Here is a 24,119-nt window from a genome sequence, read left to right on the forward strand (position 1 = left end):
GGGCCGAAACCTGCCGCCGCCAGGCTGACCGCATGACCTCCACGATCACCCCCGAACCCCCCGCGACCGGCGCCCCCGCCCCCGCCACGACCCGCTCCGGGGCCCGCGCCATCGACGACTGGCGCCCCGAGGACACCGCCTTCTGGGAGGCGGCCGGCGCCCGCGTCGCCCGCCGCAACCTCCTCTTCTCCGTGCTCTGCGAGCACATCGGCTTCTCCGTCTGGAGCCTCTGGTCGGTCCTGGTCCTCTTCCTCGGCCCGGAGTACGGCATCGACCCCGCGGGCAAGTTCCTGCTCACCGCGCTGCCCACCGCGCTCGGCGCGCTGCTCAGGCTGCCGTACACCTTCGCCGTCGCGAAGTTCGGCGGCCGCAACTGGACCGTCTTCAGCGCCCTGCTGCTCCTGGTCCCCACCGTCCTGGCGGGCGTCGTGCTCGAACCGGGCGTCGGCTACGGGACCCTGCTCGCCGTCGCCTGCGCCGCGGGCGTCGGCGGCGGCAACTTCGCCTCGTCCATGGCCAACATCAACGCCTTCTACCCGCAGCGCCTCAAGGGCTGGGCGCTCGGCGTCAACGCGGGCGGCGGCAACCTGGGCGTCCCCGCGGTCCAGCTGCTCGGCCTGCTCGTCCTGGCCACCGCGGGCGCCGCGCACCCCAGGCTGCTGCCCCTGGTCTACCTCCCCCTCATCGTCCTCGCCGCCCTCGGCGCCGCGCTCAAGATGGACAACCTCACCGCCCTGCGCAACGACGGGGGAGCGCTGCGGGAGGTCTGCCGCGAGCCGCACACCTGGGTCGTGTCCGCCCTCTACATCGGCTCGTTCGGCTCCTTCATCGGCTTCGGCTTCGCCTTCGGACAGGTGCTCCAGGTCCAGTTCCACGACCAGTTCGACACCCCGGTCAAGGCCGCCTGCCTCACCTTCGTCGGCCCGCTGCTCGGCTCCCTGGTCCGCCCGGTCGGCGGGCTGGCGGCCGACCGCTGGGGCGGCGCCAGGGTGACGCTGGCGACCTTCGGCGCCATGGCGGCGGGCGCCTCGCTCGTGCTGTACGCGTCGGGGCGCGGCTCGCTGCCGCTGTTCATCGCCGGATTCGTCGCGCTCTTCGTCTTCAGCGGGGTCGGCAACGGCTCGACGTACAAGATGATCCCCGCGGTCTTCCGGGCCAGGGCGGCGGCCGACGTCGCCGCGGGCGGCGACCCCGAGGAGGCCGAGCGGCGCTCGCGGCGCCTGGCGTCCGCGCTCATCGGCCTCGCGGGCGCGATCGGCGCGTTCGGCGGGGTGCTCGTCAACATCGTGTTCCGGCAGGCCTTCCTGGAGTCGGGCGACGGCGACGCCGCGTACCTGACCTTCCTCCTCGCGTACGGCGTCTGCGCCCTGCTCACCTGGGCGGTGTACCTGCGGCCCGCACCGCGCCGACTGCCCGGAGTGTGACGCTCCGGGCGACCGGAAGCCGCTGCGCGCGCGGCCGAATGTGGCCGAAAGGGGCCTGGCGGAACGCGCGTTGGCCTTTCTCGTCACCCGTCCCGGCCCAAACCCCGCGTATCAGGTCCACGGCGGCAGGTGCCGGGCTACGCTCGACATCGGCCACACGATGGGGGTAGGGAGGGACGATGATCGTGCCCCAGCCGGAGAACCCGAACACCGAGCCGAACGCCGTCGCGCCGCTGTTGGAGCGCGACGTGGAGCTTCGGCACGCCAGGACCGCGGTCGACGCCCTCCGCGGCGGCCCCGGAGGGACCGCACCGCCCAAGGGCGGGCTCCTCGTCTACAGCGGCGAGGCCGGAATAGGCAAGACGGCCCTGCTCGCCGAGATCGGCAGGCTGGCCGCGGAGCGGAGCACCGTGTGGTCGGCGCGCGGCGGCGAGATCGTCGCGTCCGTACCGTTCCACGTCGTGCGCCAGCTGCTGCAACCCGCCCTGTCGGGACTGCGGTCCGTCCAGGTCGAGGACCTGCTGGGCGACCGCTTCGGCATCGTGGGACCGGCCCTCGGCATCGCCCTGCCCACCGCCAGCCCGACGCTCCCCGAAGGCGTGCGCGACGGACTCGACGTCCTGGTGGACGGCCTCGCCGAGGAGAACGGCCCGCTGGTGCTGATCGTCGACGACGCGCACTGGTGCGACGTGGAGACGCTGGACTGGCTGGTGTCGTACGCCGAGCGGCTCGCCGAACAGCCCGTCCTGATCGTCGTCGCCTACCGCACCGACGAGGCCACCGGCGAGACCGCCGAACACCTCCGCGCGCTGGACAGCGCGTCGGGCGAGCCCAACAGGCTGAGCGCGTTCACCCCCGACGCCACCGCCCGCCTCGCCAGGACCGCGCTCGGCGCCCACGCCGACGACCCGTTCTGCCGCGAGGTCTGGGCCGTCACGGGCGGCAACGCCTTCGGGACGGTCGAGCTGCTGCTGAAGGTCCGCAACGACGCGCTCGACCCGGTGGAGGAGCACGCGGCGGAGCTGCGCGCGCTCAGCGCGTCCACGCGCGGCACGGGCCTGATGGCCAGGCTGGAGGAACTGGGCCCGACCACCCTCAAGTTCGCCAGGGGCGCCGCGATCCTCGGCACCGAGATCTCCCTGGACCTCGCGGCCAAGCTCGCGAACATCGGCAGGGCCGAGGCCGAAGCCTGTGCGCAGCGGCTGCGCGACGCCCGCATCCTCACCGGCACCGACCCGCTCGACTTCGTCCACCCGCTGGTCCTCGACTCCGTCTACGAGTCGATCACCCCGGCCACCCGCACGGCGCTGCACGGCCGCGCCGCCTGGGCCATCACCCAGTCGGGCCTCGGCGAGGTCGCCGCCTCGCGGCACCTGCTCGAAGTGATCCCCGACGACGATCCCGAGCTGGTCGAGCAGCTGCGCAAGGCCGCGGCCGAGCACATCGCGGTCGGCGCCCCGGGCGCGGCCAGGCGCTGTCTGGAGCGGGCCCTCGCGGAGCCGCCGCTGCCCGAGGTCCACGCCAAGGTCCTGTACGAACTGGGCTGTGCGACGCTGCTGACCTCGCCCGCCGAGACCGTGGGCCACCTGCGCGCGGCGCTCGACATCCCGGGCCTGGAGGGCGACGACCGGGTGGACGCCGTCTTCCGGCTCTCCCAGGCACTGACCCACAACAACGAGACGGGCGAGGCCGCCAAGGTCGTCGCGGAGGAGGCGGCGCGCACCCCCGACGGCCCCGACCGGCTGCGGCTCACCGCGGTGCACTTCCTCTGGGAGGGCGTGCAGGCCGTCGAGGAGGACGGCAACGCCCGCTCCCGCCGGCTCGCGGACGCGGCCGAAGGACTCAGGGGCCGCGACAACACCGAACAGGCGCTCCTCATACTGCGCGCCTTCGACGGCATGGCCAGGGGCGAGAGCGCCGAGGAGATCGTCGAGATCTGCGACCGCGCCCTGGTGAACGGCCGCCTCGCGCCGGGCATGGGCTGGACCAACACCGCCTGGGGCTTCGAGCCACCGGCGCTGCTCGGCCTCACCTACGCCTTCGCCGACCGGCTCGACCGCGCCGAGAGCCTGTTCAGCCAGGCGCTGCGGTCCTTCGAGGAGGCCGGCTGGAGCGGCGGCCACCTCGCCTTCGCGCACGCGCTCAACGGCTACCTCCTGCGCAGACGCGGACAGCTCGCCGACGCCGAGAGGTCCCTGCGCGAGAGCCTGCGGCTGTCCGCGCGCGTCGGCGACGGACTGCCCATGCACTGGGACGCCGCCTGCATGCTCATCGACACGCTCCTGGCGCGGGGCCAGGTCGACAAGGCGCAGGAGGTCGCCGACCGCTACGGCTTCGCCCCGCCCTACCCGTCGGCCATCGTCATCCCGGACGCGCCGACGGTCCGCGGCCGGCTGCTGCTCGCCCAGGGCCGCAGGAAGGAGGCCGTCGCGGAACTGGAGGCGGCGGGCGAGGCGTTGAAGAGGCGCGGCAGGCACAACGTCGTGATGGCGCCGTGGGCCGTCGAGCTGGCGCGGGCCGTGGCCGACGAGGAGCCCGAGCGGGCCGCGGCACTCGCCGCGTACGCCAGGGACCGCGCCGAGCGCTTCGGCACGGACACCGCCATCGGCGAATCGTTGCGCTGCGAGGCCGCCCTCGCGGACGGCGGGCGCGCGGTGGAGCTCCTGTCGCGCGCGGTCGCCTATCTGGAAGCGTCGCCGTGCACGTACGAACACGCCCTGGCGCGCGTCGAGTACGGCATCGCCGCCCGCTCCGCGTCCGAGCTGCGCCACGGCCTCGACCTCGCCAAGGCGTGCAGCGCCGACGGCCTGGTGGAGCAGGCCGAGCGCGCCCTGCGGAACGGCCCCCGGCTGCCCTGAGCGCCCGCCGGTCCCGCACCGGAAGCCGGACCCCGGACACGGCGGAAGCCGTGCCCGGGGTCCGGCGTACCCGCGTACGAATCCCGTACGAGCGCTCCCTGAACGCCCATAGCACTTCCGTGGACTATGCGTTGGGCATTACCCAACACTGAACCCCATCCGGTGACTCGACGTGCACAGTTGGGGGCTGAGCGTGCAAAAGTGGCGAGTCTATTACCGGCAGGGACGCTTCCGTCCGGTGTTGGCCGAACAGTCCGCCGCGCCGGATCGCGAGGGCTAAGCTCGCCCGCAACAAGCCGAGTTGTTGTGAATTCAGGCAATTGTTCCCTTGTACGACCCCCGACTCGAATGCCAGAAGGTGTGCATGGTGCGCGTGGACTCCCCTCCAACTGATCGCGAAACACCCTTCGTTCGGGCCCTTCTGCTGCTGTTCCTCCTGATGGCCGCGGCCACCGCCGCCGCCGTCGCCGCAGTCGACGAAGTCGCCCGGATACCTGTCCTGTGGTGCGGAGCCGTGATGACCGTCGTCGTCGCCGGCCTGCTCACGGCCCTGCTCCGCCGCGGCCGCACGCTGCGCGGCCTGCGCGCCGAGCACCAGCAGCGGACCACCGTCCTGGAGCACCGGCTGGCCCGGCACGACGCCGAGGCCCTGCGCTTCGCCACCGAGCTGCTGCCCACCGCGATCTCCCGGATGCGGCAGGGCGAGGCGCCCCACGAGACGATGATCGCCGTCGTCGACAGCGACGAGCAGTTCCGCACCATCGGCGAAGGCCAGCGGCGCATGCTCCGCAAGGTCCTCGAAGTCATCGACGACGAAGAGGCGATGCGCGAGTCGGCCCAGCGCTCCTTCGTCTCCATCGCCCGCCGCGTCCAGGCCATCGTCCACCAGCAGGCCAGTGAGCTGCGGATGATGGAGGAGGACCACGGGCACAACCCCGAGGTCTTCGACGACCTGCTCCGCATCGACCACGGCAACGCCCTCATCGGCCGCCTCGCCGACTCCATCTCGGTGCTCGGCGGCGCCCGCCCCAGCCGCCAGTGGCCCAAGCCCGTGCCGCTCTACAGCGTGCTCCGCGGCAGCATGTCCCGGATCCTGGAGTACCGCAGGGTCGACCTGCACGCCATCGCCCAGGTCGCCATCGTCGGCACCGCCGTCGAGCCCCTCATCCACGCCTGCGCCGAGCTGCTGGACAACGCGACCCGCTACTCGCCGCCGCAGACCCGGGTGCACGTCACCGCGGTCGAGGTGCAGACCGGCGTCGCCATCGAGATCGAGGACGGCGGCGTCAGCCTCAGCGAGGAGGCCAGGCGCAGGGCCGAGAACATGCTCGCCGCGGCCCAGGCGGGCGTGGACCTCAACGCGCTCGGCGACACCCCGCGCCTGGGCATGGCCGTGGTCGGCCGGCTCTCGAAGATGTACGACCTCCAGGTCTCGCTCCGGCAGTCCGCGTACGGCGGCGTCCGCGCCGTCCTCATCGTGCCCCGCGACATGATCACCACCGGCCGCGCCCCGGGCATCGCGCACGGCATCGGAGCCGCCTCGCGCCCCAGCAGGGACGCCGACGACAACCCGCTGCCCGAGCCCGCCCGCGCCAAGGCGTGGCGCGAGAAGAAGGCGCGCGGCGGGGGCCCCAAGCGCCCGGTGCCCACGACCGCGTCGGCCATGGAGGAGGACGTCCCCGTGGTGACCGAATGGACCGCGAACGGCCTGCCCCAGCGGCGGAGCCGGATGCGCGCGCCCCTCGGGTCGCACAACGTTCCGGCCCCCGCTCCCGAGGCCCCCGCCAGGGAGCTCAACGGCCACGCGGCGGACAGCCCGTTCGGCGGCGACGCCTACGGCGACGACCCGTTCGCGGCCGAGCCGGCCGAGCCGTCGGCGCGGACCGGGGTGTACGCGGACGAGCAGCCGTACGGGGCGGAGCCCAAGCAGGAACCCGGGCCGGGCATCTGGCTCGAGGCATTCACCAAGGCCGTCAACGGAGTCCCCGAGGGCCCCGCCGCCGACGGTGACTCAGACGATGCGTGGGACAAGGGAGATCTCAAGTGATCCAGCAGCGTGCCAACTTCGACTGGATGCTCACGAATCTGGCCAAGGAGCTGCCGCAGATCCACCAGATCGTGGTGCTGTCGTCGGACGGCCTCTGCATCGCCCGGCACGGCGGTGACCACGACGGCGCCGACCGGCTGGCCGCGGCCTGCGCCGGGCTCCAGAGCCTGGCGGCCGCGGTGGCGACGGAGATCCCGGAGAGCGACGGGCGGATGAGACTCGTCGTCATCGAAGTCACGGGCGGATACTTCTACCTGATGGCGGCGGGCGCGGGCGCCTACCTCGCCGTCCTCACCGACGAGACGGTGGAGGCGGGCCTCGTCGGGGCCCGGATGCGCGATCTGGTCGTCCGCATCGGGGCTCACCTGACGAGCCCGCCCCGGCACGACGGGCGCGCCGGATGACCGTGCCCCGCCGCGTACGCCGCAAGCCCCTCCCGCAGTCCGCACCGCCCGCGGGCTCCTCGTCCCACCAGACGGAGGGCAAGGCGAAGGCCAAGGACGACGGCAGGGAGCTGGAACGGCTCTACGTGATCACCGGTGGACCCGACGGCTCCGAGCGCGCCAGGCTCGACCTGGTCACCATGATCGTGGCGTGCGAGGAGGCGGAGCCCTCGATACCTCCCGAGCACTCCGCGATCCTGCGCCTCTGTCAGGCCCCCCTGTCGGTGGCCGAGCTCTCGGCCTACCTCACCCTGCCGTTCAGCGTGGTGACCGCGCTGCTGACCGAACTCCTCGCGACCGAGTTGGTCGAGTCGCGCGCCCCCATCGCCCGTGCGACCCTGCCCGACCGGTCTCTCCTCGAAGCGGTGATGCATGGACTCCAGAAGCTCTGACACGATGTCCGGCCGCATCGCCGGGCCCCGCACCGAGGACGTGCTGCCCACCACGGCGACCGCGGCGGTGAAGATCGTCATCGTGGGCGGCTTCGGGGTCGGCAAGACCACGATGGTCGGTTCGGTCAGCGAGATCCGTCCGCTGACCACCGAGGAGACCATGACGCAGGCGGGCGTCGGCGTCGACGACAACCGCGGCGTAGAGAACAAGACCGCCACCACCGTCGCGATGGACTTCGGGCGCATCAGCATCACCGAGGAACTGGTGCTCTACCTCTTCGGCACCCCGGGCCAGGAGCGCTTCTGGTTCCTGTGGAACGGCCTCTTCGAGGGGGCGCTGGGCGCGGTCGTGCTGGTCGACACCCGCCGCCTGGAGGTCAGCTTCGACGTCATCGGCCGCCTGGAGGAGGGCGGAGTGCCGTTCGTCGTCGCCGTCAACACCTTCCCCGACGGGCCGCGTCACCCGATCGAGGAGTTGCGCGCGGCGCTGGACCTCCCCGCCGAGGTGCCGATGGTCGACTGCGACGCCCGTCAACGCACCTCCAGCCGTGACGTCCTGATGACCCTGATCCGCTATCTGCACTCCCTCGCCGTGCCACACCCCTGATCCCGAATCCTGGAGTGAGAGACCGTGACAACTCCCCATACCCCGAGCCCCGGCGCGGACGGCGGTGCGGTGCCGCCCCCCGGCTGCCCGGCCCACGGCGCCGGCGGCATCGGCCCCGGCGGACTGCGCAGGCTCTACGGCCCCGAGCACGCCAACGACCCGATGGGCCTGTACGAGAAGCTGCGCGCCGAGTACGGCCCCGTGGCGCCCGTGCTGATGAGCGGCGACGCGCCCGCCTGGCTGGTCCTCGGCCACAGCGAGAACCTGCACATGACCCGCACGCCCTCGCAGTTCTCCCGGGACGCGCGGCGCTGGCGCAGGCTGAAGGACGGCACGGTCGCCCCGGACAACCCGCTCGCCCCGATCTTCACCTGGCAGCCCATCTGCGTCTTCGCGGACGGCGCCGAGCACGAACGGCAGCGCGGCGCGGTCACCGACTCCATCGCCCGCATCGACCACCGCGGGGTGCGCCGCGCCATCAACCGGTGCAGCAACCGGCTCGTCAACGAGTTCTGCCAGAACGGCCGCGCCGAGCTGGTCAGCCAGTTCGCCGAGCACCTCCCGATGATGGTGATGTGCCACATCCTCGGCATGGCCGACGAGTACGACGAACGCCTGGTGCAGGCCGCGCGCGACATGATCAAGGGCACCGAGACGGCGATCGCGAGCAACGCGTACGTCATGGAGGTGCTGACCCGGCTGGTGGAGCGCCGCAGGGCCGAGCCGCAGGAGGACTTCGCCAGCTGGGTCGTGCACCACGAGGCCGGGTTCACCGACGACGAGGCCGCCCAGCACCTGCGCCTGGTGCTGATCGCCGCGTACGAGACCACCGCCAACCTGATCTCCAACGCGCTGCGCATGGTCCTCACCGACCCGCGCTTCCGCGCCCAGCTCAGCGGCGGGCACATGACGCTGCCCGAGGCCGTCGAGCAGACCCTGTGGGACGAGCCGCCGTTCACCACGATCCTCGGCCGCTGGGCGGTGGGCGACGTGGAGTTCGGCGGGCAGCAGATCAAGGCGGGCGACGCGCTGATCGTGGGCATCGCCGCGGCCAACGTGGACCCGGTGGTGCGGCCCGACCTCGGCGCCAACATGCAGGGCAACCGCTCGCACCTCGCGTTCAGCGGCGGCCCGCACGAATGCCCGGGGCAGGACATCGGGCGCGCCATCGCCGACACGGGCATCGACGCGCTGCTGATGCGGCTGCCGGACCTGGAGCTCTCGGTCGAGGAGCACGAGCTGCGCTGGTCCAGCACGCTGATGTCCCGTCACCTCCAGGAACTGCCGGTGGAGTTCGGCCCCCGGCCGCCGCAGGACGTCATCGTCGCCCCGACCCACATGCCGCACCCGCCGCGCAAGCCCGAGGCGTGGCACGTGACCGGCGGGCCGGGCGCGGGGTCCGGCGCCGCCGGGGAGCGGACGCCGGGGAGCGCTCCGGCGGACGGCGGACCCGGATCCGTACCACCGGCGCGGTTCACCCCTGGACAGCCGGTGCCCGGACAGTACGCACCGGCGCAGGATCCGGCTGGACGGCCCGCGCACGAGCCGTACGCACCGGGCCCGGACGCGCCAGTGCCGCCCGTCGCCGGGATCCCCGCGCAGCGCGGGGAATCGGCGCCCAAGCGGCTCTGGCGCTCGCTCACCCGGTGGCTGCGCGGTCACTGACCCGCGCCGCTACCGGCGGTCGCTCCGTACGGTCCGCGGTGTTCACGTACGGTCCGCGGTGGTCACGTGCGGTCGAGCTGGTCCCACCACCAGGCGATCGTGGGGATCGGAAGCGGCTCCCGGCTGTCGTCGGCCGGGCGCTGCTTCCACCACTGGTCGGGCGCGGTGATCGGGCTCGCGGGCAGGGAGTAGCGCGGGCAGCGCGAGGCCCAGTCCAGGTGGCCTCTGATGAACTGCCCCAACCCCTTTATGTAGCGCCGCAGTTCGTCGCTCGCGTAGCGCAGCACCTGGTCGCGCAGCCGGAGGAACAGCACCATCACGCGGTCCCGCATCTCCACCGCTCGTTCGAGGGCGTCATGCGGATCGCAGCTGAGCTCTTCCGAAAGGACATCGATCAGATTGAGGTTGTCGTCCGCCCGAAGCAGTTCCTTGTTGCGCGAGTAGAGGTCGTTGTCCCAACTGACCAGCGTCCAGGTGATCTCGGTGAGGGCCCGCACCCTGGGGTCCTCCATGTCGTGGTCGGGCACCTCGTACCCGGCCATGACCTCGATCATCGCGGTGGAGGGTGCCATGCCGATGGCCCGCATCCAGAGCGTCACGTAGTCGTCGAGCGAGGGGAGTCCGGGGCTGCGTCGGCAGGACGCCTCCCAGACGAGCCCGGAGGTGTAGACGCGCATGGCGTCGGTCCAGCGCCTCAACTGCTGCCGTGTGGCGAATCGTTCGAGCTCCAGCCGGAGTGCGCGCAGCGCGGCCCCGTGCGGCGATTCATCGGTGAGGCGTACGGCGGGGGCTTCGATCCCCCGTACTATTCGGGAAGTTTCCCGTGCCATGGTGTCGGCGGTCGCGAAGCCCTCGTCGCACACGCCGTCGTCAAGTGAGAACAGCACGGCGTGGAACTTGGCCATGAAGGAGAGCCGTTCGAGCTTTCCGTAGGGCATCGTGTAGGCGGTCAGGCCGCCGAAGTCGACGCGCGCCAGTCGCTTTCGCTGGAGCTCGTCCGTGTCGAGTTTCTGCCTGAGCATCCAATGGACCGTCATGTCGTTGAGTACCCGCGCCGACGGATGTACGGCCGTTGGTACCGGGCAGTAGAACGGCACCACCGGCAGCTGCTGGACCAGGCGGTTTTCCGAGGCAACAGTCATGATCGATCTCCTCGTTCAGCGATCCCCGCAATGGAGCGTATATGCCCATGTCCGACCATCAATAACAATGCAAATGCCCTTCAGCTGGCTCGAATTGATCGCCCGCTGTCCGGACTAGTCAATTTAGGTGGTCGGGGCGGTAGTTCCTAGTCCCAATCGCAAGGAGTGCCGGTCGACCCGGATCCACAGAACCGCTCATAGTCTGCATAACGATGTCATTCGGGTGCGGCTCGGCGCGTGGTCGGAGAGCGGCGAGCGGCAGCGGCGGGACTGCGGTGACGTACGGCACCCGGAAGGCGTTCGAAGCGTCTTTGCGCAGGGTTCTGGGGGTGCGGGAGGAACTCAACCCGGAAGCCGGGGAGAGGCGCACGAGCGGGTGAATAGTCGAATGGCCTATTCGGGGCATTGGCCTTTCGGGGAAGGTCCTGCTCAACCGGGGAGCGTGCGCCCCGCGCGCCGGGTGAGCGATCTCACGCCGGGGGCGGACGGCCGCGCCGGGTGTTCGCGAGCGCCGAACCGGCGCGCGCACACGGGGAGTTGGGTGCCGTGGAGGTCGGGCGCCTCCGCGCGGGCGCGGGGCGCGACGCGGTGCGCGTACGGCCGCCGGAGGGCGCGCGGAGGCGAGTCACGGCGCGTGGCGGCGCGCCGGACTGCGGAAGGGACGTTTCGCCGTGCGCGGACCCGGGAAGCGGCGCCGGGCGTCGCCCCGGGGCCGCTCCCGGGGCGCGTGCCGCGTCAGCGGGTGGGCAGCACATCCGCGCTGTCCGCGTTCCAGGCGGGTACGGCGCCCAGGACCTGGCAGACGGTGAGGTAGAGCGGGATGGGCGGCGTGTAGGGCGTCGCACCGTCCGACGGGTGGACCAGCCGGGGCGAGCCCGGCGGCACGTACGCCCCCGACGAGTACCGCACGGGCGGCGGCCAGTCCAGGTCGAGGTCCGACCCGGCAGGAACGATCCACCACCACCAGCCCGCGTCCGCGAAGACGCAGCCGGCCCTCGGCAGGTGGTCGAGCAGCCGCTCGCCGTGGCGCGCGGGCACCCCCACCGCGTCGCTGCCCAGCGTGGCCGGGAGGGCGAGCGGCAGCGGCAGGCGCGTGTACTGCTCCCGCTGTTTGACCAGTCGGGACAGCCCCAGATGAGACATGGCGCCCTTCAGCATGACCACCCCGCTCCGCCCGCCCCGTGGGCCAGCTCCGCCCAGACCACCCTGCCAGGACCCGGTGACGCGTCGTGCGCCCCCCAGGCACTGCTCACCGCGTCCACCAGCAGGAGCCCCCGTCCGCACTCGCCGTCCGCCGTGGCGGCGCGCATCCGGGGGCCGTCGAACCTGAGGCCGAGGTCGCGCACCGAGATGCGCAGCCGGTCGACCCCGCAGAGCAGCTCACCGAAGACGCGGTCGCCGTCGGTGTGTACGACCGCGTTGGTGAACAGCTCCGACATGACGAGGCAGGCCGTGTCACGGAAGTCCTCGTCCAGTCCCCACAGGACCAGCTGCTCCCGGAGGATCCTCCGGGACTGGGCCACGGCCTCGGCGCGCGCCGGCAAATCGAACCCGTGACGGCGGGCTTCCGCGCAGGGGCGTATCTCCTCGCGCAGGGGTCCGAGCGCACTTCCAAGCACAGCCGATCCTCACAGTGGGGGTGCGACTGCCGCGCCGTGCTCCCCCGTGGCGGAGCGCGGCAGCCGCGTGAACCAGTTCACTCCAGACAACTGTCCCCCTGTCGGTGACACTTGGCAAGAGGCACTCTGGAAATTGCAGAGTGCCCGTGTCCTTGATCCGAGGCGCATGGCAGACTGCGACACAACTGTGCGTAGGGGAGGTCAGAAGTGAGTGAACCCCGGTCCGCTCCGACCGTGGGCCAGGTGGTGCTCGGCAAGCGCCTGAAGGATCTGCGGGAGCGTGCCGGGCTGAGCCGCGAGGAGGCCGCCAAGGTCCTGCGGGTGGCACCTGCCACGATCCGGCGGATGGAGACGGCCGAGGTCGCGCTGAAGATCCCCTACGTCCAGCTGCTGCTGGGCGCCTACGGGGGCACGGACGCGGAGACCGAGGCCTTCGTGGAGCTGGCCGAGGAGGCGAACAAGCCCGGCTGGTGGCAGCGCTTCCACGACGTCCTGCCCAACTGGTTCTCCATGTACGTCAGCCTGGAGGGCTCCGCCTCGCTGCTCAGGACGTACGAGCCGCACTTCGTGCCCGGCCTCCTGCAGACCGAGGCGTACGCCCGCGGCATCATGCGCACCGGTTCCATGGGGCACACCAGCCCCGAGGACATCGAGCGCCACGTGGCGCTGCGCATGGAGCGGCAGGCGCTGCTCACCAGGGCGGACGCCCCGCGGCTGTGGGTGGTGATGGACGAGACGGTGCTGCGCAGGACCGTCGGCACGGCGGACGAGATGCGGGCCCAGGCGGACCGGCTGCTCGAATCGGCGGAGCTGCCGAACGTGACGCTCCAGATCGCCGAGTTCGGCAGCGGCCACCACCCCGGCACGTACGGCCCGTTCGTGATCTTCAGGTTCGCCGTCCCCGAGCTTCAGGACATGGTCTACAGCGAGTACCTGACCGGGGCCGTCTACTTCGACTCGCGCCCCGAGGTCGCCGCCTACCTAGAGGTGATGGACCGAATGGCGGCCCAGGCCGCCACTGCACAACGCACGAAGGAGATCCTCCGGGATTTCCGCAAGGAGCTGTGAATGGATCGCATATACAACGGCATGCCCGCCGCGGAGCTCGGCTCCGAGGGCTGGTACAAGCCGTGGAGCGGCGGAAACGGCGGCAACTGCGTCGAGGCCATGAAGCTGGCCGACGGCAGAGTCGCGGTCCGCCAGTCCGCCGACCCCGACGGCCCCGCGCTCATTTACACCCACGGCGAGATCGCCGCCTTCATTCAGGGCGCGAAGGCCGGTCAGGCCGACTTCCTGCTCACGTGACGCCCGCACCCGTCCGCTCCGCGGGCCCCGCGACCGCATCCGCTCCCGTGCCCGACACCGTCCGTCCCCAGCCCGTGACCGGGCCCGCCCGCCTCCTCCCGACGACCCCTTGGAGCCCGTTATGACCGCAGGCCAGGACCGCGCCGCCCACGAGATCGACACCACCAAGCCGCACCCCGCACGGGTCTACGACTGGTTCCTCGGCGGCAAGGACAACTACCCGGTCGACGAGGAGCTGGCCGCCCAGTTACTCGCCGTCGAGCCCCGCGGCCGGGAGATCGCCCGCGTCAACCGCGCCTTCATGCACCGCGCGACGCGCTGGCTCGCCGAGAGCGGCGTCCGGCAGTTCCTCGACATCGGCACCGGCATCCCCACCGAGCCGAACCTCCACCAGATAGCCCAGGGGGTCGCGCCGGACGCCCGCGTCGTCTACGCGGACAACGACCCCATCGTGCTGCGGCACGCCGAGGCGCTGCTGCGCTCGACGCCGCAGGGCGTCACCGAGTACGTCCAGGCCGACGTCCGGGACCCCGACACCATCTTCGGCCTCGCCAAGCAGGTCCTGGACCTCGACCGGCCCGTCGCGCTCTCGCTGATCGCCCTCACCCACTTCCTGGGCGACGACGACGGGGTGTACGAGCTGGTCAACACCCTGATGGAGCCGCTCGCCCCCGGCAGCTACCTGGTCCTTTCGCAGGTCACGGGCGACTTCGACCCGGAGGGCGCCAAGCGGGCGACCGCGCTGTACGCGGCGGGCGGCGTCACGCTCAGGCTGCGCTCGCAGGCCGAGGTCACCGCCTTCCACGACGGCTTCGAGCTGGCCGGGCCCGGTGTCGTCCTGGGCGCCAAGTGGCGTCCGGAGATCGGCGACGAGGCCGCGCACGAGGGGGACGACACGATTCCGGTCTATGCGGGCGTGTCGCGCAAGATCTCTTGACCCGTCTGTAACAAACACCTAGCTTCCACTCAACCCTTGTAAGGGTTTTCCGCACTTCATCACAGAGTTCCTTCAAAGGATGAATGCATGAGTGGTGTACGACGACGCAGTGACCTCGCCGCACCGAGCGGCGCGGTCGCCGCGGACGTCGAGCGGCTGCTGGGCGACATGACCCCGGGGGAGAAGCTGGGCCAGCTCCAGCAGCTGCCCTGGGCGTACGACACCGGGCCGGGCGGCAGCGGCACACGGGAGGCGGTGGAGGCGGCCCGCGCGGGGCGGCTCGGCTCGGTGCTCTCCGTCTTCGGCGCCAGGACCTGCAACGACCTCCAGCGGATCGCCGTCGAGGAGTCCAGGCTCGGCATCCCGCTGCTGTTCGGCCTCGACGTGATCCACGGCTTCTGGACGACGTTCCCGATCCCGCTCGCCCAGGCCGCGGCCTTCGACCCCGCGGTCGCCGCCGCGGACGGCGAGGTGTCCGCGGCCGAGGCCCGCTCCAACGGCGTCCACTGGACCTTCGCGCCGATGATGGACGTCACCCGCGAACCGCGCTGGGGCCGCATCGCCGAGGGCCACGGCGAGGACCCGTACCTGACGGCGGTCCTCGCGGCGGCCAAGGTCAGGGCCTACCAGGGCGAAGGCCGGGGCAGCCTCAAGGACAAGGACCGCGTCGCCGCCTGCGCCAAGCACTTCGTCGCGTACGGCGGGGCGGAAGGAGGCCGCGACTACAACACCGTCGTCGTCTCCGAGGCCCAGCTGCGCAACCACTACCTGCCGCCCTTCAAGGCGGCCGTCGACGCGGGCGTGGCCACCGTCATGGCCTCCTTCAACACCCTCAACGGCGTCCCCGCGCACGCCGAGCGGCACACCCTGACCGACGTCCTCAAGGGCGAGTGGGGCTTCGACGGCCCCGTCGTCAGCGACTGGGCCGGCATCCAGGAGCTGGTCCCGCACGGCTTCGCCGCCGACGGCGCCGAGGCCGCGCGGCTCGGGATCGGCGCGGGCGTCGACATGGAGATGACCAGCACCCACGTCGCGACCCACGGCGAGCGGCTGCTGGCGAGCGGCGCGCTGACCCGCGAACGGCTCGACGACGCGGTGCGCCGGATCCTGCGCCTCAAGTTCGACCTGGGGCTCTTCGACGACCCGTACGTCGACGAGGAGGCGGCGGTCTCGGCGCCCACCCCGGGGGCGCGGGCCGCGGCCAGGAGCGCGGCGGCCCGCTCGGCCGTGCTCCTCAAGAACGAGGGCGGGGCGCTGCCGCTGTCCCCCTCGGTGCGGAAGGTGGCGGTCGTCGGACCGTTCGCCGACTCCACGGACCTGCTCGGGACGTGGGCGTTCCCCTTCGCCGCGAAGAAGGCCCCCGCGGTCACCGTGCGTGAGGGCCTGGCGGCCGCGCTGCCCGGGGCGGACGTCACGTACGCGCTCGGGGTCGACGCGGACGGGAAGGACACCTCGGGGATCCCGGCGGCCCTCGACGTCGTGCGGGCCGCCGAGGTGACCGTGGTGGTCGTCGGCGAGGCGGCGGCGCTCAGCGGGGAGGCGGCGGCGCGCAGCGACCTGACGCTGCCCGGCGCGCAGGAGCGGCTGATCGCGGCGGTCGCTCGGACCGGCAGGCCGTTCGTGGTGGTCCTGGTCAACGGCCGCCCGCTGACGATCGGCGACTGGCTCGACTCGGCGCCCGCGGTCGTCGAGGCGTGGCACGGCGGCACGGAGGCGGGCAACGCGGTCGCCGACGTCCTGCTGGGCGAGGTGAACCCGGGCGGGAAGCTGCCGGTGACGTTCCCGCGGAGCGTCGGGCAGGTGCCGGTCTACTACAACCACGAGAGTACGGGGCGGCCGTACGACCCCGGGAACAAGTACACCTCCACGTACCTGGACCTGGAGCACGGTCCGCAGTTCGTCTTCGGCCACGGGCTGAGCTACACCACCTTCGAGGTGGACGGGCCCCGGCTGAGCTGGGACCGGGTGTCGGCGGCGGCGCTGCGCGGCGGCGCGGAGGTGGAGGTCTCGGTGGCCGTGCGCAACACGGGGACGCGGGCGGGCGACGAAGTGGTCCAGCTGTACGTCCACGACAAGGCGGCGAGCCTCGTCCAGCCGGTGCGGAAGCTGCGGGGCTTTCGACGGGTGCGGTTGGAGGCGGGGGAGGAGCGGGTGGTGCGGTTCGCGCTGGGCGCGGCGGACCTGGGGTTCTGGACGAACGATCCCCGGGGCGTGTTCGTGGTGGAGCCGGGGGAGGTCGACGTGTACGCGGGCGCGAGTTCCGCGGCGCGGGGCAGGGCGGGGCTACGGATCACGTAGGGGGCCGTTGCCCGGGGGCGCCTTCTTCCCGCGCGGAACACGCGCGTCGGGACACTCGGGTCCCCGGCTCCTTCTTCCCGTTTCGCTGGGCCTACGCCTTGGCGGGCTCGGCACGCCGGTAGAGCGGCAGTCGCATCCCGAACTCGTAGGCGCGGGCGGCCGCGCGGATGCGGGCGGCCTGGTACGGGAGTGCGTGCCGGTCCAGGTCGCCCATGGGGACCCAGCGCAGCGCGGAGAGTTCCGTGACGGCGCTCTCGGGGAGCCGTACGGCGCGGGCTTCCTGCGGGGTCAGGATGCCCCCGTCGACGACGATGTTGATGCCCTCGGCACTGGTGCCGTCCTCGCTCGCGGGCATCTGGTCGATCATCAGCGCGTGGGAGATGCGCCGCTTGAGCCCGGTCTCTTCGAAGAGTTCGCGTGCGGCGGCAGCGGCCACGGTCTCTCCCGCGTGCGCCCCGCCCCCGGGCAGCTGCCAACCGAGCTTGCTGTCCGCGTGCTTGTAGGTCGGCTTCACCAGGAGTACGGAACCGTCCTGGTCGCGGACGAGGACGACGGCCCCGAGGCGGCGTCCGGGCGGGTTCGCGGGGTCGATGTCGGCGTGTGTCATGGGTTCGTCCGTTCTCTTGAGGAGGGTGGGTGCCCGTGAAGTCCCCACAGGGGCGGACGTCGACGGGCGGATCAGGGGCGTACGAGGGGCGTGGTCAGCAGCCAGCCGACCGCCGCCCACGCGGCGAACACCGATACCGCGATCAGCGCGCTCCGCACGTGCCTCACGGGCTGTGCCCCGCGACAGCGGCCGGGCGCACGGGAGTTTCGGGGGCCGGCCCGACCACGGGCACGGCGCGCAGCGAGTACGTCCCGGTGTGGTCAGCCACGGTGATCACGACGGACAGCCCGCAGCGCAACCGGTCGTACGTCATCCGCTGACCCACCCGGTTCGCACACCAGGCCCGCAACTCCGCGGGGGCGCTCGGAAGCCGGTTCAGCTCCGGGCTCGTCACCAGCGCACCGCGCTGCTCGGGGTCGAGCCAGCGGACGTCCGGGGCGGGGTCGAGCCCGTCCGCGATGCGGTGGGCCTGAACGAGCAGCCACCGACTCGTGATCCCGAGGTACGGAGTCCGAAGCGTGGCGAGGACGACCCGAACACACTTGCCGTTCACGGGACCCGTGGCGACCACTTCGGCCTGGTACTCGTCGTATCTCGTCCGCTGCGCGGTCTCGGCTGCCCTATCCTCGCCGAACACGGCCACTCCTCTCCGTAACGCCATCGCTACTGGGGAGAACCAGCGTGTCCCAGAGAGTGGAAGTCATCAACTTGCGGTATTTGCTCGGAGAGTTAGGAAATCTGCATGGTGAACCGGAAGGTGCTGGACCCCGAAACGTCGCCGGGGGCGGCGTTCGGCCAGCGTCTGAGGCAACTTCGGGACGAACGTGGTTGGACCCAGGACGAGTTGGGCGAACGCATCGGGTGCACCGGAACGCACATTTCCGCCGTGGAAACTGGTCGGCGCCCACCAACTAGCCGCTTCGCGGCAGGTGCTGACAGGGCGTTCGGGACGGGGGACAGGTTCCAGCGCATGGTGAGCGCGCTACAGAACTCGGCACTGCTCGACGGGTTTCCGGAGTATGCGAAGCAGGAGGTGCGGGCCACGGAGATCAGACTCTTTGAGCTCGGTATCGTTCCGGGCTTGCTCCAGACTCCGGAGTACGCAGCAGCCATTGCCACCGGTGCTGTACGACGAGGTGCGATCACGGAGCAGCAGGCGGACGAACGGCTGTCCCATCTCGCCGAGCGGCAGGCGTCCCTGGTGCGGACGCCCCCGCCGTTCGTCTACGCGGTGTTGGACGAAAGCTGTATCCGGCGGGTTGTCGGCGGAGCGGACGCCATGGCTGCCCAGTTGAGCAAGCTCGTCGCGTTCGCCGAGCAACCGAACACGGTGCTCCAAGTCGCGCCGTTCGGGCTCGGCGAGCGGCGTTCGTTCGACCTGCCGATCACCCTCCTGACCCTTCCTGACCGGTCTCACATTGCGTACTCGGAGTCTGCCCAGCAAGGGCGACTGGAGCGGGATTTGCGGTTCGTACAGCCCATGTTGACGGCCTACCATCAGCTACAGGCCGAAGCTGCTTCTCAGGCGGCGTCCGTGGCCATGATCGAACAGGCGCGAAAGGGCACATCGTGACGACCGACAACCCGCAGTGGTTCACGTCCTCGTACAGCAGCAACGGCGGCCAGTGCATCGAGGTCGCCGCAAACCTCGTCGCGACGCGCGGCGTGGTCCCCGTCCGTGACTCCAAGAACCTGACCGGTCCGGTTCTCAGCATCCCGGCCGACTCGTTCGCAACTTTCGTGGCGGGCGTCAAGGCTGGAGAGTTCGACGCCGTCTGACTCTCCGCAGCGGTACCGGCAGAGCAGCGACGAAGACCCCGCCGTTCCCTCCGGGACGGCGGGGCCCGTTCTACTGGCGGCTCACCGTGCGCGTCACGCCCGCCGCGATCGCCGTCGCCAGCAACCAGCCCGTCACGATCAGCGCGTACCCCAGCCACTGGTACCACCCCGCAGGGGCGAACGCCTTTTCCTGTCCGAAGTCCACGATGGGCAGCAACAGGTCCAGCGTGTAGAACAGCGGGTTGAACTCGGGTGCCTCGTCCGCCTTCAGGGGCTTCGGCGGGCGCAGCCCGTACGCGACCGCCCCGACCAGCACCAGCGAGGTGAGCCACGCCGCCGCCCGCACCGGCCGGAAGCCGTAGCCGACGGCCGCGTCCTGGGCGTACCCCCACACCCGGGCGTACCCGGGCAGCGTCGCGCGGTGCCTGCGCTGCTTCGCGAGCTGGACGGTACGGGCCGCCGCGTCGTCGCCTATGCGGCGGTACGCGGCGGTCAACTGCTCGTAGGAATAGGGGACGTAACCGTCGAGGTCGCGTTCGACGAGCGGGATCCGCTCCTTGGCGGGGAGGTGTGGGACGAGTGAACGGTAGGTCAGCTCGTCCAGCTGGACCCGATCGGGCCACACCGACGGCACCGCGTGCACCAGATTGATCTGGGCGCGCCTGAGGTTGACCGTGCCCTCGATCGGCACGGACTCGCGCAGCCACAGCTCGCCGATGGCGGCACCGCTGGCCCTCAGCGCGACCCCGTCGGGGTTGGCGAGGGCCGCGTAGGCCAGGTTGAGCTGGCCCGGTATCTGTGCGCCGCGCAGACTGATCCGGCCGTTCGCGCGCAGCCGCATCGCGCGCAGGTCGGTGCCGACGGAGAGGTTCTTGGCCTGGAGGGCGGTGCCCGACGGGTTGTGCAGCTCGGAATCGCTGAGGTCGATGTGACCGGTCACGGTCGCGCCGTTGAGCCGCACCTCGCCGTGCGCGACGAGCCCGGTCGCCACGATGTCGTCGGCGACGGTCGCCTGACTCAGCTTCAGGACCGTGCCGTCGTCCGCCCCGCCCTCACCGCCGCCGAGGTGCGTGCCGTCGAGGAAGAGCCGCCGGGAGACCGAGGCGGCCCCCAGGCGGAGTGTGCCGTGGAACCTGCTGCCGGACAGTCTGAGCGCCCCGTCGACGCGGACGGTGGCCGCGCTCAGGCCCGGCAGGACGGAGCGCACCAGCGACAATTGCTGGAACTGCGCGCCGTACAGGACCGGCTCCTCGTCGAAGTGGCAGCCCGAGAGCCGTACCGAGCAGTGCGCCGTGCCGTACTGGAGGTTCCAGACGCCGCTGATCCGGGCGCCCCCGAGGCGCAGCCGTGGCACTTCGCCGTTGTGCACGGGCCCGGCGAGCAGCAGGGCGCGCAACACCTCGCCGCGTACGGTGCGCTCCGGGCCCCAGGACGGGCCGTCGACCAGCGGGTCGTCGCCGCTGCCGGTGCGGAAGTCCACGGGTTCGCCGCGCGGGACGGCCTCCCACACCCGGCGCTCCGCGGAGCTGAGTTCGGTGATCTCCATCGTCGGGGACTCTCACCCGGAAGCGGGTGGGCCGTCAACCCGTGCCCGGCCCGCCCGCCCCGGAGCGCTCACTTCCGGATCAGCCGCACCCGGAACGACTGGGCCGCCGAGACGTTCCCCGCCGAGTCGATCGTCCGGTACTCCACCGTGTGCCGCCCGTACTCGGGCGTCGCGTCGTCCCACGGGACCGCGCGGAAGCGGCCGAGCTTGCCGAAGACCAGGCCGTCGATCTCGGTGCCGCTGGGGGTGAAGAGGAACGGCGCGTCCGCGTCGGTCGGCCAGCCGTAGTACGTGTACCAGCCGTCGCCGTCCACCCGGAACTGCGTGACGACGTAACCCGCGCGGTCGTCGGCCGCCGTCAGCTTCATGGTGAACGGCCCGTCGTACACGTGTTCCTGCGTCCGGCCCGGCTTGCCGACCGTGCGCAGCGGCTTCGACAGGGCGTACGACGCCTTCGCGGCCGTCGCGTCGACCTGCCACGTCAGGGTCTCGTCCGTGCCCGCGATCCGTGCCGTCAGCACGTGGTCGCGGTCCGCGCGCGGCCGCAGCGCGCCCAGGTCCAGGTCGCGGTCGTTGCCCGGGTTGGCGACCGGCTTGCCGTCCAGCGCCCAGCGGACCCGGTACGGGCCGCCCGTGGGGTGCGTGGTGTCCGCGTACACCACCGACTCCGCGCCGACCGGCGCGTCCGTCGAGGTGTGGCCGGTGAACGCGGGCGGGGCGGCGACGGGCGGCGTGCTCAGCGCGGTGTCCACGGTCCAGGTGACCGTACGGGTCAGTGCCGCCGAACCCCGTACCGCCGGATCGCGCACGAAGGGCGTGGGGTCGGTGACCGTCGCGGTCACCGTGTGGCGGCCGGGGGACAGGCGCAGGCGCCGCAGGTCCAGGGTGCGCACGGACGAGGCGACGGCCCGGCCGTCCACGGTCCAGGACGTCGCCAGCTCGCCGCCCACCGGGTGCAGCACGTCCACCCACAGCGCGCGGTCGTCGCCCACGGGCGCCGCGTTCGGGGTGTGGTCCTGGACCAGGTTGACCTTGGCCGAAATCGCCTGGGTCATGATCTCGCGCTCGACCTGGTCGAAGTCGAAGCCGAGGCTCTTCATCATCGAGTGCCTGCTGGGCCGCCACACGCCCTTGGTGGCGTACATGCCGCCCTCGTGGCGTCCGATCGTCCCGCCGGACAGGCTCTCCTCGCCCAGCCAGCGCCACCACTTGGCGCGCTGGGTCCGCATCTGCTCCTCGGTGAGGAGCGTGTGGTGGCGCGAGGACGGCTCGCCGCCGGTGTACGTGCCGCCGGGCACCCCGCGCCCGTAGTAGTCGTACTCGTCCTGGAGCTTGCCCAGCGAGTGGCCTATCTCGTGCGGGGTGATGAGTGCGGAGAGGGCGTTGCCGCCGGACGCGGTGGCGTAGGTGCCGCCCGTGCCGCCGTACGTGGTGCTGTTGGCGAGGGCCACGGTCTGCCGGTTGGCGCCCGTCGTGCCCGGCACCAGGTCCGCGACGGCCGCGGCCTTCGCGGAGTCGACGGTCAGCGCCCGCTGCACGCTGCCTGCGTCGCAGCCGCCCCAGAACGCCATGTCGAGCGGGGTGTCGCGGCGCGGGGCGGTGAGCGAGGGGTCGCAGTCGACGCCCGACTCGGGGGAGGGGATCTCCACGGCCCACACGTTGACGTACGAACGGTAGGAGGCGAAGGGCTCGGCGCTCCACAGCACGTTGATGTGCTTCTCGACGTCGGCCCGGAACTTCGGCAGCTCGGCGGCGGTGTAGCCGTCGCCGAGCACGACCAGGTTGAAGCGCTTGTCGGCCGGGCCCGTGGTCTGGATCGGCACGACGGTCGCGGAGTCGGTGAGATCGGTCAGATCGGTGAGACTGGTCCTGTCGGTCGTGGCGCTGGGGGCCTGGCCGGCCGCTGCGGTCGGCGCGGTGAAACACGCCGCCAGGAGTGCCGTCGCCGCGGTGGCGGCGAGCGCGAATCTGCTCGGGGGTCTCATGGCCGCGGAGCGTAGGGCCGGGGCCAACTGGCGGTAAAGAGGCCGAAGTTGCCAATGAGGGTAACGTGAGGGCATGAAACTGACCATTCTGGGCGGTGGCGGCTTCCGGGTGCCGCTGGTGTACGGGGCGCTGCTCGCCGACCGCGCCGAGGGCCGCGTCACCGAGGTCGCGCTCCACGACACCGATCCGGCCAGGCTCGCCTCGATCACCCGGGTCCTCGCCGACCAGGCGGCCGACGTGCCCGACGCGCCGGCCGTCAGCGCGACGGGCGACCTCGACGCGGCGCTGCGCGGCGCCGACTTCGTCTTCTCCGCGATCCGCGTCGGCGGCCTCGAAGGGCGCGCCGCCGACGAGCGGGTCGCGCTCGACCAGGGCGTGCTGGGCCAGGAGACGGTGGGCGCGGGCGGCATCGCGTACGGGCTGCGGACCGTGCCCGTCGCGGATCTGATCGCCCGCCGGGTCAAGGCGCTCGCGCCGGACGCCTGGGTCATCAACTTCACCAACCCGGCGGGCCTGGTCACCGAGGCCATGGCGCGCCACCTGGGCGGGCGGGTCATCGGGATCTGCGACTCGCCGGTGGGCCTCGGCCGACGCGTCGCGCGCCTGCTGGGCGCGGCGCCGGACCGCGCCGAGATCGACTACGTGGGCCTCAACCACCTGGGCTGGCTGCGCGGGCTGCGCGTGGAGGGCCGCGACGAACTGCCCCGGCTGCTCGCGGACCGGGAGCTGCTCGGCTCCTTCGAGGAGGGCAGGCTCTTCGGGGCGGACTGGCTCCAGTCGCTGGGCGCGATCCCCAACGAGTACCTGCACTACTACTACTTCAACCGCGAGACCGTGCGCGCCTACCGGGAGGCGGAGCTGACGCGCGGCGCCTTCCTGCGCGTCCAGCAGTCGAGGTTCTACGCCGAGCCCGCGTCGCTCGCGTCCTGGCGGCGCACGCTCGCGGAGCGGGAGGCCACCTACATGGCCGAGAACCGCGAGGCGTCGGGAGCGGGCGAGCGCGACGAGGCCGACCTGGTGTCCGGCGGGTACGAGAAGGTGGCGCTGGCCCTGATGCGGGGCATCGCCCGCGACGAGCGCGCCACGCTGATCCTGAACGTCCGCAACGGCACCACGCTGTCCGTGCTCGACGCGGACGCGGTCATCGAGGTGCCGTGCGTGGTGGACGCGAAGGGCGCGCGCCCGGTGTCCGTCGCCCCGCTGCCGTACCACGCGGTGGGGCTCGTCACGGCCGTGAAGGCGGTCGAGCGGGAGGTGCTGGCGGCGGCGGAGAGCGGGTCGCGGGCGGCGGCGGTGAAGGCGTTCGCGCTGCATCCGCTGGTCGACTCGGTGAACGTCGCGCGGCGGCTGGTGGAGGGGTACCGGGAGGTGCACCCGGGGCTGGCGTACCTCAAGGGGTGAGCCGGATTTGGGGTGGGGTCCCGCTGCGCGGGGCAGGTCCCCTACCCGCCCCTTCCCGAAACT

21 protein-coding genes are annotated in these 24,119 nt (G+C 72.0%); 14 read left to right on the top strand and 7 right to left on the bottom strand.

What is annotated here, in order from left to right; translation table 11 throughout:
- The first annotated feature begins 32 nt into the window (after nt 1–32).
- The 7 genes from ACIBNE_RS01130 to ACIBNE_RS01160 all read left to right on the top strand — a co-directional run bounded on the left by ACIBNE_RS01130 (nt 33) and on the right by ACIBNE_RS01160 (nt 9,436).
- On the top strand, nt 33–1,424 hold the full coding sequence (locus ACIBNE_RS01130; protein WP_399268115.1) for an MFS transporter: 1,392 nt from the start codon (nt 33–35) through the stop codon (nt 1,422–1,424).
- Nucleotides 1,425–1,603: 179 nt separating this feature from the next.
- Nucleotides 1,604–4,282 (top strand): ATP-binding protein, encoded by a 2,679-nt coding sequence (locus tag ACIBNE_RS01135; protein ID WP_399268117.1) that lies wholly within the window; start codon nt 1,604–1,606, stop codon nt 4,280–4,282.
- A gap of 364 nt (nt 4,283–4,646) precedes the next feature.
- A complete protein-coding gene (locus ACIBNE_RS01140) occupies nt 4,647–6,329 on the top strand; it encodes an ATP-binding protein (protein ID WP_399268119.1) in 1,683 nt (560 codons plus the stop codon).
- Entirely contained in the window at nt 6,326–6,733 is a 408-nt protein-coding gene (locus ACIBNE_RS01145; protein WP_399268121.1) for a roadblock/LC7 domain-containing protein, read from the top strand. Before ACIBNE_RS01140 ends, ACIBNE_RS01145 begins: the two co-directional genes overlap by 4 nt.
- Nucleotides 6,730–7,164, top strand: a complete 435-nt coding sequence (locus ACIBNE_RS01150; RefSeq protein ID WP_399268123.1) for a DUF742 domain-containing protein — start codon at nt 6,730–6,732, stop codon at nt 7,162–7,164. Before ACIBNE_RS01145 ends, ACIBNE_RS01150 begins: the two co-directional genes overlap by 4 nt.
- Entirely contained in the window at nt 7,145–7,771 is a 627-nt protein-coding gene (locus tag ACIBNE_RS01155; RefSeq protein WP_399268126.1) for a GTP-binding protein, read from the top strand. Before ACIBNE_RS01150 ends, ACIBNE_RS01155 begins: the two co-directional genes overlap by 20 nt.
- A gap of 24 nt (nt 7,772–7,795) precedes the next feature.
- Nucleotides 7,796–9,436, top strand: a complete 1,641-nt coding sequence (locus tag ACIBNE_RS01160; protein WP_399268128.1) for a cytochrome P450 — start codon at nt 7,796–7,798, stop codon at nt 9,434–9,436.
- 62 nt (nt 9,437–9,498) lie between these two features.
- On the opposite strand, the gene ACIBNE_RS01165 is transcribed toward ACIBNE_RS01160, so the two are convergent.
- The 3 genes from ACIBNE_RS01165 to ACIBNE_RS01175 form a co-directional block, all read right to left on the bottom strand.
- Complete coding sequence (locus ACIBNE_RS01165; RefSeq protein ID WP_399268130.1) at nt 9,499–10,578, bottom strand: terpene synthase family protein; 1,080 nt, start codon at nt 10,576–10,578, stop codon at nt 9,499–9,501.
- Between the two features lie 735 nt (nt 10,579–11,313).
- The gene (locus ACIBNE_RS01170; protein WP_399268132.1) at nt 11,314–11,736 is read right to left on the bottom strand and encodes a hypothetical protein; all 423 of its coding nucleotides are present in this window, start codon (nt 11,734–11,736) and stop codon (nt 11,314–11,316) included.
- Nucleotides 11,730–12,197, bottom strand: a complete 468-nt coding sequence (locus tag ACIBNE_RS01175) for an ATP-binding protein (protein WP_399268134.1) — start codon at nt 12,195–12,197, stop codon at nt 11,730–11,732. The genes ACIBNE_RS01170 and ACIBNE_RS01175 overlap by 7 nt, the downstream gene beginning before the upstream one ends.
- Before the next feature lie 207 nt (nt 12,198–12,404).
- On the opposite strand from ACIBNE_RS01175, the gene ACIBNE_RS01180 reads away from it, so the two are divergent.
- The 4 genes from ACIBNE_RS01180 (at nt 12,405) to bglX (ending at nt 16,737) form a co-directional block, all read left to right on the top strand.
- Nucleotides 12,405–13,265, top strand: coding sequence for a helix-turn-helix domain-containing protein (locus ACIBNE_RS01180; protein WP_399268137.1), 861 nt, complete (start codon nt 12,405–12,407; stop codon nt 13,263–13,265).
- Entirely contained in the window at nt 13,266–13,502 is a 237-nt protein-coding gene (locus ACIBNE_RS01185; RefSeq protein WP_399268139.1) for a DUF397 domain-containing protein, read from the top strand. It begins immediately after the preceding gene.
- Nucleotides 13,503–13,623: 121 nt separating this feature from the next.
- On the top strand, nt 13,624–14,439 hold the full coding sequence (locus ACIBNE_RS01190) for an SAM-dependent methyltransferase (protein WP_399268141.1): 816 nt from the start codon (nt 13,624–13,626) through the stop codon (nt 14,437–14,439).
- Nucleotides 14,440–14,526: 87 nt separating this feature from the next.
- Nucleotides 14,527–16,737, top strand: a complete 2,211-nt coding sequence (bglX, locus tag ACIBNE_RS01195; RefSeq protein WP_399268144.1) for a beta-glucosidase BglX — start codon at nt 14,527–14,529, stop codon at nt 16,735–16,737.
- A 91-nt stretch (nt 16,738–16,828) separates the two neighbouring features.
- Here the strand turns inward: bglX and ACIBNE_RS01200 are convergent, their stop codons facing one another.
- Nucleotides 16,829–17,344, bottom strand: coding sequence for an NUDIX domain-containing protein (locus ACIBNE_RS01200; RefSeq protein ID WP_399268146.1), 516 nt, complete (start codon nt 17,342–17,344; stop codon nt 16,829–16,831).
- A gap of 163 nt (nt 17,345–17,507) precedes the next feature.
- The gene (locus tag ACIBNE_RS01205; RefSeq protein ID WP_399268148.1) at nt 17,508–17,981 is read right to left on the bottom strand and encodes a hypothetical protein; all 474 of its coding nucleotides are present in this window, start codon (nt 17,979–17,981) and stop codon (nt 17,508–17,510) included.
- Nucleotides 17,982–18,086: 105 nt separating this feature from the next.
- Between ACIBNE_RS01205 and ACIBNE_RS01210 the strand changes: the two genes are divergently transcribed.
- Entirely contained in the window at nt 18,087–18,917 is an 831-nt protein-coding gene (locus ACIBNE_RS01210) for a helix-turn-helix domain-containing protein (RefSeq protein ID WP_399268150.1), read from the top strand.
- Nucleotides 18,914–19,123 (top strand): DUF397 domain-containing protein, encoded by a 210-nt coding sequence (locus tag ACIBNE_RS01215; RefSeq protein WP_399268152.1) that lies wholly within the window; start codon nt 18,914–18,916, stop codon nt 19,121–19,123. The genes ACIBNE_RS01210 and ACIBNE_RS01215 overlap by 4 nt, the downstream gene beginning before the upstream one ends.
- A 70-nt stretch (nt 19,124–19,193) precedes the next feature.
- Here ACIBNE_RS01215 and ACIBNE_RS01220 read toward each other — a convergent pair whose 3' ends face one another.
- Together ACIBNE_RS01220 and ACIBNE_RS01225 are read right to left on the bottom strand one after the other, a co-directional pair.
- On the bottom strand, nt 19,194–20,669 hold the full coding sequence (locus ACIBNE_RS01220) for a membrane-associated oxidoreductase (RefSeq protein ID WP_399268154.1): 1,476 nt from the start codon (nt 20,667–20,669) through the stop codon (nt 19,194–19,196).
- 68 nt (nt 20,670–20,737) lie between these two features.
- Complete coding sequence (locus ACIBNE_RS01225) at nt 20,738–22,654, bottom strand: M64 family metallopeptidase (RefSeq protein WP_399268156.1); 1,917 nt, start codon at nt 22,652–22,654, stop codon at nt 20,738–20,740.
- Between the two features lie 73 nt (nt 22,655–22,727).
- On the opposite strand from ACIBNE_RS01225, the gene ACIBNE_RS01230 reads away from it, so the two are divergent.
- The gene (locus ACIBNE_RS01230; RefSeq protein WP_399268158.1) at nt 22,728–24,056 is read left to right on the top strand and encodes a 6-phospho-beta-glucosidase; all 1,329 of its coding nucleotides are present in this window, start codon (nt 22,728–22,730) and stop codon (nt 24,054–24,056) included.
- Nucleotides 24,057–24,119 lie beyond the last annotated feature (63 nt).

Source organism: Streptomyces sp. NPDC050504 (genome assembly GCF_044458065.1).
Classification (GTDB): Bacteria; Actinomycetota; Actinomycetes; order Streptomycetales; family Streptomycetaceae; genus Streptomyces.

Coding starts and splice junctions, on each gene's coding strand:
- ACIBNE_RS01190 (WP_399268141.1), top strand. CDS start 13,624: ATGACCGCAGGCCAGGACCGCGCCGCCCACGAGATCGACACCACCAAG.
- ACIBNE_RS01165 (WP_399268130.1), bottom strand. CDS start 10,578: ATGACTGTTGCCTCGGAAAACCGCCTGGTCCAGCAGCTGCCGGTGGTG.
- bglX (WP_399268144.1), top strand. CDS start 14,527: ATGAGTGGTGTACGACGACGCAGTGACCTCGCCGCACCGAGCGGCGCG.
- ACIBNE_RS01170 (WP_399268132.1), bottom strand. CDS start 11,736: ATGCTGAAGGGCGCCATGTCTCATCTGGGGCTGTCCCGACTGGTCAAA.
- ACIBNE_RS01135 (WP_399268117.1), top strand. CDS start 1,604: ATGATCGTGCCCCAGCCGGAGAACCCGAACACCGAGCCGAACGCCGTC.
- ACIBNE_RS01230 (WP_399268158.1), top strand. CDS start 22,728: ATGAAACTGACCATTCTGGGCGGTGGCGGCTTCCGGGTGCCGCTGGTG.
- ACIBNE_RS01130 (WP_399268115.1), top strand. CDS start 33: ATGACCTCCACGATCACCCCCGAACCCCCCGCGACCGGCGCCCCCGCC.
- ACIBNE_RS01220 (WP_399268154.1), bottom strand. CDS start 20,669: ATGGAGATCACCGAACTCAGCTCCGCGGAGCGCCGGGTGTGGGAGGCC.
- ACIBNE_RS01185 (WP_399268139.1), top strand. CDS start 13,266: ATGGATCGCATATACAACGGCATGCCCGCCGCGGAGCTCGGCTCCGAG.
- ACIBNE_RS01140 (WP_399268119.1), top strand. CDS start 4,647: ATGGTGCGCGTGGACTCCCCTCCAACTGATCGCGAAACACCCTTCGTT.
- ACIBNE_RS01150 (WP_399268123.1), top strand. CDS start 6,730: ATGACCGTGCCCCGCCGCGTACGCCGCAAGCCCCTCCCGCAGTCCGCA.
- ACIBNE_RS01225 (WP_399268156.1), bottom strand. CDS start 22,654: ATGAGACCCCCGAGCAGATTCGCGCTCGCCGCCACCGCGGCGACGGCA.
- ACIBNE_RS01155 (WP_399268126.1), top strand. CDS start 7,145: ATGGACTCCAGAAGCTCTGACACGATGTCCGGCCGCATCGCCGGGCCC.
- ACIBNE_RS01200 (WP_399268146.1), bottom strand. CDS start 17,344: ATGACACACGCCGACATCGACCCCGCGAACCCGCCCGGACGCCGCCTC.
- ACIBNE_RS01210 (WP_399268150.1), top strand. CDS start 18,087: ATGGTGAACCGGAAGGTGCTGGACCCCGAAACGTCGCCGGGGGCGGCG.